The sequence below is a fragment of the Accumulibacter sp. genome (assembly GCF_031732815.1).
Lineage (GTDB): Bacteria > Pseudomonadota > Gammaproteobacteria > Burkholderiales > Rhodocyclaceae > Accumulibacter.
Window position 1 is genome coordinate 1 of sequence record NZ_JAVMKF010000030.1, and the last position, 4902, is coordinate 4902.

Genomic DNA, 4902 nt, shown 5'->3' on the forward strand with positions numbered 1-4902 from the left:
GGTAGGCGCCCCGCCAGGTGTATTTTCAGTCCGCGCTCGGTGTATACTCCGGCGCTGTTGGCGCATCCTGCTGATCTTCAATGATTCACTGACCATGAACACCCCCATTGATCCGACAAACGCACCTCCGGCGCTCCCCTCCGCTCCTGGCAAGAGCCCCCCCGAACCGAGGCTGCTCGACCAGGTGCGTGCGCAGATCCGACTGCGCCATTACAGCATACGAACTGAATCACAATATGTGCAGTGGGTCAAGCGGTTCGTGCTGTTCCATGGGAAACGCCACCCGCGCGAGATGGGAGCGCCGGAGGTCGAGGCGTTTCTGAGCCATCTGGCGGTCGAAGGTCATGTGGCGTCGGCTACGCAGAATCAGGCTCTCTCGGCGCTGCTCTTCCTTTACCGTCAGGTGCTCGGCATCGAGTTGCCCTGGCTGGACGAGATGGTGCGAGCCAAACGCCCACAACGCTTGCCGGTTGTCCTCACTCGCGGCGAAGTTCAGCGCGTGCTGGAGCGGATGGACGGGGTCTACAGCCTCCTTGCGCGTCTGCTGTACGGCACCGGAATGCGCTTGATGGAAGTGATTCGCCTGCGGGTGAAGGACGTCGATTTTGCTCAGGGTGAAATCCTCATCCGTGACGGCAAGGGCGCCAAAGACCGGGTGACGATGCTGCCCGAGGGAGTAAGCGCTGACCTGCGCGAGCACCTGCAGCGGCGGAAACTCGTCTTCGAGGATGATCTGCGGGCCGGCAAGGCGAGCGTCTATCTGCCGGACGCGCTGGCGCGAAAGTACCCAGCGGCAAGCACATCCTGGCTCTGGCAGTACGTTTTCGTTGCGGGAAGTTACTCGGTCGATCCGCGCAGCGGCGTGGAGAGGCGTCATCACCTGGACGAAAAGCTGCTGCAGCGCGCGATGAAAAAAGCGGTGCTCGCGTCAGGCATCGACAAGCCAGCCACTCCGCACACGCTGCGCCATTCCTTTGCCACCCATTTGCTCGATGGCGGCTACGACATCCGAACGGTGCAGGAACTGCTTGGCCATGCCGACGTGAGCACGACGATGATCTACACGCATGTGCTCCAGCGCGGTGGGCGTGGCGTTCGCAGCCCGCTCGATTCGCTCCTTTGACGCGCGCGGGCTGCCGGCCGGATACGGCGCGCGGCGAATGCGCTTGCCGTTGTCCTGGAACGTGCCGGTGTGAACCCGCTTCAGGCGCGTCGCGTCAGCGCCAAGACCGCTTCCGGGCCAACCGGCGAAGACCGGAATGGCGCGGCGCAAGCGGCTTAGGGAACGCCCACCGCAGCCTCCTCCGGCAGCGCGTGAATTCAGCCCCGGTCGGCCGGCGTGATCGCCACCCCGGGTGCGTCGGAACGGCCAGCTGCGGCGCTGATCGGTGGCCTCCGCCGGGCGTGTTGGCGGGCTGCTCCAGCGCCAGACGAAGGTCGATCGTTTTCTGCGGTCGGCGCCGCTGGTCGGCGTGAAGCCGAGGCGACGGGCGAGGCGCTGCATGCGCAGCTCGCCGTCCAGCGTTTCGCCGCGCAACTCGGCGATGCCGCGGCTGCGGCAGTAGCCGACCAGACGTTCGAGCAACAGGCGGCCGAGTCCCTGGCCTTTGAGCGCGGAGTCGGCGACGATGGCGACGATGGCGAAATCGGCAAAGTTGGCGCAGGTATCGGCAACGGCGGGCACCTCGCCGAGGACGTGGTCGAGCCCGTCGTCGCCGCGCTCGATCGCGACCAAGGCCATCTCGCGATCGAAGTCGATCTGCGTGAAACGGGCGATGCGCGAACGGGAGATGCTGCGCATGGCGTTGAAGAAGCGCATGCGGAAATCTTCGCGCGCCAGCGAGTTGATGAGGTCGCCGAGCGAGGTCTGGTCTTCCGGCCGAATCGGCCGCAGCAGCCGGGCCCGACCCTGCCAGGCGATCGCTTGTTCGAGTTCCTTCGGATAGGCTCGGATGGCCAGGCGTCGACGATTGATCGCGGCGCTCAAGCGCTCGAGCGCGCGAGGCCGATGCGGGCGTCGAACGCGACGACACCTGCAGCCTCGACATGCAGGGGGTCGAGTTCGACGCTCGCCACGTGGTCGATTCGGTCAGCAATGGTGACAGACGAACCAGCGCCTGGCTGAGCGCCTTCTGCAGGGGCGTCCGCTCGCTCTCGGCGAGCTCTTCGGCAAAAAGGGCTGCGCGCGACCAGATCCTGCGCCAGCATTAGCTTGAGCGGCGGCAGGGCGACGACGCAGCCGCTCTCGCACGCGTTGCCGGCCGCGCTGCGGGCGAGGAAGACGACCGGGCCGAAGAGGGCATCGCCGGCGACGCCGAGGCGCAGCGCCGGGGGCCGCTACGGGCGCCGTTTGGCCGCAGACGGTAGCCGGTGACGCGACGCGCCGGATGCCGGGCGCGCAGGCGGTGGCGCAGGTCGCGGGCGGCGATGCGTATCGCTGCCGGCGAAGGGAGGCTGCCGGCCGTCTCGTCGAAAACGGCGCCGTTGGCGAGCAGCAGCGCGAGATCGACCGGATAGCCGATCTGCTCGGCGGCGAGCAGTGCGGCATCGATGCTGGGGGCGGCTGGCGTGTCGGCGACGACGATGCCGTAGGCTTGCAGCAGTCGGCGGGTGTGGCGCGCCGACAGCGTTTCGCCGGCCGCGGTCAACGCTTCGCCGACGACGCTGCGGGCGGCTTCACTGTCCGGCGGGAAGTCCGCCGCAAACGACGGCGGCATCTGGATCAGCAGATCGCGATTGCGTCGGCAATTGAGCACGCCGAGAAATACGGTGATCGTCCTTTCCGGCGAGTCGTGGCTCAACACGCCATGCGCCGCGGCGATGCGTTGCGCGTGGAGCATCGCGCCGCCGCCGATCCAGGCGGTAAGGACCTTGTGCTGGCTCTGTCGCGAGACGGCGCAGAGTGCTGTCGCCACTTCGTCGCTGGCGACGAAGGGCGACGGCGGGCAGACAGTCAGCACGGTATCGGTACGCCTGTCGGCGAGCATGGCCGACAGCGCGGCCGCCCATCCGTCCGCGCGCATGCCGGGCGGCAGCGCGAGCGGATTGCTCAGGTGCGAACGCGTCTGCAGGCGTTTCTCGAAGTGCCTGAGCGTGGCGGGCGAAAGGTCGCCCAGGCGGCCGCCGGCGCGCAGCAACGTCTCGGCGGCAATCCGCCCGGGGCCGTGGCCGTTGCCGAGAATCGCCAGGCTGTCGCCGCGCTGCGGGCGCACGCGCGCCATCGCTTCGACCGCTTCGAACAGCGCGCCGAGCGTATCGACGCTCACCCAGCCGGCCCGCCGCAGCACTGCCTGAAAAACGTCCTCGGCGCGCAACGGTCCGTCGGTCGCGTCGACTGCCGCCAGCCGCCCACAATGAATGGCGACGAGCGGCTTGTTGCGCCCGGCGGTGCGCCCGGCGGCGCTGATCGTTGTGGACTGGCTGAGGACGGCGATTTTTCCCGGCTTGATCGGTACCGGCGTGGCCGAGGCATTGAGTCCGCTGCCGGGAACGACGCGTCCGCCGCTGCCTGGCCCGAGAAGTCGCATCAGCGAAGGCTGCGCCGCTTCGAGAATTCCCTGGCGTGCCGCCGCGATCTCGCTGCGGCGCATCTTGTGCCACATCCGCGGTCCGACGATCACGCCGCGCGTGCCGCGCGCACCGAGTTGCCTGATGATGCACGGCACCAGGTCGAGCGAGGCACAAAGGATCGCCAGGTCGGGTGTTGTCGCGATTTCGCCGAGCCGAACGTCGCTACCGATGGAAAACAGCGAGCGCCGGTGCGCGCCGACGACATCAGCGGGCCGGCGAAGGCGCCGCCGGGCAGATTCGCCAGCACCACCCCGGCGTATCGGCTCGCTTCGTCGGGTTCGGCTACTACCGCCACCGACTGCGGACGAAAGAGGAATTCCAGGTTGCGGACGGTCATGATGGCCTGATTGCGGCCGGCTCAGGGCCGGCTTGGTCGATGCGTTGGGCCGAAGGATGTGCCCATCCTGATCTATTGTCGGAATGAGGGCATCAGCGCTGCGCCGGCGCGATGTGCAGCGTCGCGAGGACGACCCACCAGGCGTCGGTGTTGATCCAGGGCAGGAAGCGCGCGTCGGTCCGTTTGCGCGTTCGCCTGACCAGGGCATCGACCCGAACGTCGAGCACCTCGCCGGCCGGCAGCTCGACCGCGCGCGCCAGACGACCGACGAGACCGCCGTCGCCGGTGCGCAGCGCGAGCTACGGCGGCCGCTCGACGGTCGGCGGCAGGGGGTTGCGCCGGACGACAGCGGCGGTGAGCGGCGGCGTGAAAGGGTTGCCGTCGCGGTCGGCCGAGCAGAGCGCCAGCGTCTCCCGCGCGCGCGTCTCATGGCGACGTAGTACAGGCGGCGTTCCTCTTCGTCGGCCTGCCGCCAGTTGCCGCCGTCGAGGATGACGACATGCCGGAACTCGCGTCCCTTGGCGCCATGCACGGTGGACAACGTCAGCCGGCCGCGCTCGGCATGCCGCGCTTCGTTGCCGAGTTCATGCAGCGCCTCGCAGGCCAGGCTGGCCGGCAAGGGCGAATTGCCCCGGCTCGCTTCGACTTTGTCGATGAATTGGCGGAAGAGGAGCACCACGGGTTGCCGCCGATCACCGCGCGATGGCGGGCGGCGAACCAGCGCGCCAGCGCGCCAAGGTGCCGCAGCGCAGCAGGCGATTCGCCTTGCCGCGCAAGAAGTCGGCCAGGTGACAGCCTTCGCGCACCTGGTGCAGGCTTGGGCCGCCATTCTGCTCACCTTCGCCCGCGGCGCAGGCGATGCCGGCGTTCTCGCACCAGGCACGGATCGGTTCGAGCCTTGCCCGGTTGCGCGCGAGAAGCGCGATGTCGGACCCGTCGGCGCTGGGGTCGAGCGCAGCCAGACGCTCGACTTCGGCCATGACGACCGCTGCCTG

6 protein-coding genes and 2 pseudogenes are annotated in these 4902 nt (G+C 68.4%); 2 read left to right on the forward strand and 6 right to left on the reverse strand.

The window, feature by feature from the left end:
- The first annotated feature begins 94 nt into the window (after positions 1-94).
- Positions 95-1123, forward strand: a complete 1029-nt coding sequence (locus RKP46_RS02540) for an integron integrase (RefSeq protein ID WP_311105168.1) — start codon at positions 95-97, stop codon at positions 1121-1123.
- Positions 1124-1486: 363 nt separating this feature from the next.
- Here RKP46_RS02540 and RKP46_RS02545 read toward each other — a convergent pair.
- The 4 genes and pseudogenes from RKP46_RS02545 to RKP46_RS02555 all read right to left on the reverse strand — a co-directional run.
- Positions 1487-1819 (reverse strand): annotated as a pseudogene (locus tag RKP46_RS02545) (GNAT family N-acetyltransferase); the annotation flags it as partial.
- Between the two features lie 164 nt (positions 1820-1983).
- The gene (locus RKP46_RS20150) at positions 1984-2325 is read right to left on the reverse strand and encodes an acetate--CoA ligase family protein (protein WP_409194095.1); all 342 of its coding nucleotides are present in this window, start codon (positions 2323-2325) and stop codon (positions 1984-1986) included.
- Positions 2208-3602: an acetate--CoA ligase family protein gene (locus tag RKP46_RS02550; protein WP_311105169.1), complete on the reverse strand. Its 1395-nt coding sequence runs from the start codon at positions 3600-3602 to the stop codon at positions 2208-2210. Before RKP46_RS02550 ends, RKP46_RS20150 begins: the two co-directional genes overlap by 118 nt.
- A gap of 14 nt (positions 3603-3616) precedes the next feature.
- Positions 3617-3907: a hypothetical protein gene (locus RKP46_RS02555; protein ID WP_311105170.1), complete on the reverse strand. Its 291-nt coding sequence runs from the start codon at positions 3905-3907 to the stop codon at positions 3617-3619.
- A gap of 83 nt (positions 3908-3990) precedes the next feature.
- On the opposite strand from RKP46_RS02555, the gene RKP46_RS02560 reads away from it, so the two are divergent.
- Entirely contained in the window at positions 3991-4347 is a 357-nt protein-coding gene (locus RKP46_RS02560; protein ID WP_311105171.1) for a hypothetical protein, read from the forward strand.
- 29 nt (positions 4348-4376) lie between these two features.
- Here the strand turns inward: RKP46_RS02560 and RKP46_RS20155 are convergent.
- Both RKP46_RS20155 and RKP46_RS02565 read right to left on the reverse strand, forming a co-directional pair.
- Positions 4377-4586: pseudogene (locus RKP46_RS20155) on the reverse strand (hypothetical protein); the annotation flags it as partial.
- Positions 4587-4599: 13 nt separating this feature from the next.
- Positions 4600-4902, reverse strand: a 303-nt coding sequence (locus RKP46_RS02565; RefSeq protein ID WP_311105172.1) for a hypothetical protein, incomplete at its 5' end; no start/stop codon positions are given.

Coding starts and splice junctions, on each gene's coding strand:
- RKP46_RS02550 (WP_311105169.1), bottom strand. CDS start 3,602: ATGTGGCACAAGATGCGCCGCAGCGAGATCGCGGCGGCACGCCAGGGA.
- RKP46_RS02555 (WP_311105170.1), bottom strand. CDS start 3,907: ATGACCGTCCGCAACCTGGAATTCCTCTTTCGTCCGCAGTCGGTGGCG.
- RKP46_RS02540 (WP_311105168.1), top strand. CDS start 95: ATGAACACCCCCATTGATCCGACAAACGCACCTCCGGCGCTCCCCTCC.
- RKP46_RS02560 (WP_311105171.1), top strand. CDS start 3,991: ATGAGGGCATCAGCGCTGCGCCGGCGCGATGTGCAGCGTCGCGAGGAC.